This window comes from Burkholderia sp. YHN3-13 (assembly GCF_055810675.1).
This window is the reverse complement of the sequence record NZ_JBVVNQ010000070.1, coordinates 1-1,488: the sequence shown is the minus strand read 5'-3', so window position 1 is coordinate 1,488 and position 1,488 is coordinate 1. Positions and strand designations below refer to the sequence as shown.

The 1,488-nt window shown below is 57.4% G+C and carries 3 pseudogenes; all 3 read right to left on the bottom strand.

Annotated features, from left to right (window positions below):
• Nucleotides 1-311: 311 nt before the first annotated feature.
• Nucleotides 312-785 (bottom strand): annotated as a pseudogene (locus AC0KUR_RS37870) (Tn3 family transposase); the annotation flags it as partial.
• A gap of 92 nt (nucleotides 786-877) precedes the next feature.
• Nucleotides 878-970: pseudogene (locus tag AC0KUR_RS37865) on the bottom strand (ATP-binding protein); the annotation flags it as partial.
• Nucleotides 971-1,170: 200 nt separating this feature from the next.
• Nucleotides 1,171-1,383, bottom strand: a pseudogene (locus tag AC0KUR_RS37860) (hypothetical protein); the annotation flags it as partial.
• Nucleotides 1,384-1,488 lie beyond the last annotated feature (105 nt).

Sequence of the window (1,488 nt, the reverse complement as noted above, 5' to 3'; positions counted from 1 at the left end):
TTGGTCGTGTCGGATTTTGCAGAGAGCGTGGCGAGCGTCGCTTCGAACCAACGCTTCATGTCGTCGAGCAGCGGCACCGCCCGCGCTTGGCGCACACTGCGCCGTTCGTCGGGGTGGTTTTGATTTCCGTGCGCTTTTCCGGTTAGATGTCTCTAGGCCTGGCAAGGACTTGCCTTGCGGCCCTAAATATTTATTCCGATAAAACAATGGGTTAGTGTCTACCCTTCGCTAACGAAGCAGAGGGCATCTCCAGACGTGACCGCATTGAAGATGAGCGGTCCCTCGACCGGCGGCGCCAGTACACCCCGTCGTTAGGCGCTCCGACTGGTTGACGGAATGGGGTTGTCGGCCGCGATGCTCGGCAAGATCCGTTTTGCATACAGTGACACGGGAAAATTGAAGGTGCCGCGCAAATTGATGCCCTCGATATGAGTAGGAGCGATTCGCCTGAGGTGCTCGGTTGCGATCGGCTGCCCCCGGCTAGCTTCGATGTTCTCCAGGGCTCGTTGCATGTGGGTGGTGTTCCAAGCCATCAAGATGTTCGAGAGCAGGGTCAACGCCGATGACACCGCGGCGAGCGATTCTTGGCGCCGAGCTAGCTCCACCGGAATGCGACCGATGTGAATTGCGCGTTGCACGGTATGCACCGCTTCTCCCCGATTCAGGGCATGTTGCAACTCCGACCGGAAAGAGGCATTGGTGAAGTAGTCGATCAAAAAGATACTTCTGAATAAGCGGCCGATCTGAACGCCGCCATCGTACACAGCCTGCCCTCGAGCTGCGGATTTCGGTGATGGTGATCAGCCGTTTCGGCGAACGTGATCAGTTTGGAAGGTGGTGTTGCGCGGTCAATGGATTATAGCGAAGGTGATCACGATCAGGATGCGGAGGACTGCTTGGCGTTGGCCTTTCGCATCGATTCGCCCTTCAACGGCAGCTTGTGGGCCTGATGGACGAGCCGGTCGAGGAGGGGCGCCTTTGATTTCTATGCGTTTTTCCGGTTAGGCGCCTTTAGGCCTGGCAAGGCCCTGCCTTGCGGCCCTAAATATTTATTCCGACAAAACAATGGGTTAGTGTCTACCCTTCGCTAACGATGCGGAGGGCTTCTCCAGACGTGACCGCATTGAAGATCAGCGGTCCCTCGACCGGCGGTACCAGTACACCCCGTCGTTAGGCGCTCCGACTGGTTGACGGAATGGGGTTGTCGGCCGCGATGCTCGGCAAGATCCGTTTTGCGTACAGTGACACGGGAAAATTGAAGGTGCCGCGCAAGTTGATGCCCTCGATATGAGTTGGGGCGATTCGCCGGAGTTGCTCGGTCGCGATCGGCTGCCCCCGGCTAGCTTCGATGTTCTCCAGGGCTCGTTGCATGTGGGTGCGTATTTCGGCGAACGTGATCAGCGATTTCGGTTGAACGTGATCAGTGGTTCCGATTGATGGTGATCGGCCGTTTCGGTCGAAGGTGATCGCTGATCACCGGTTTCCGAA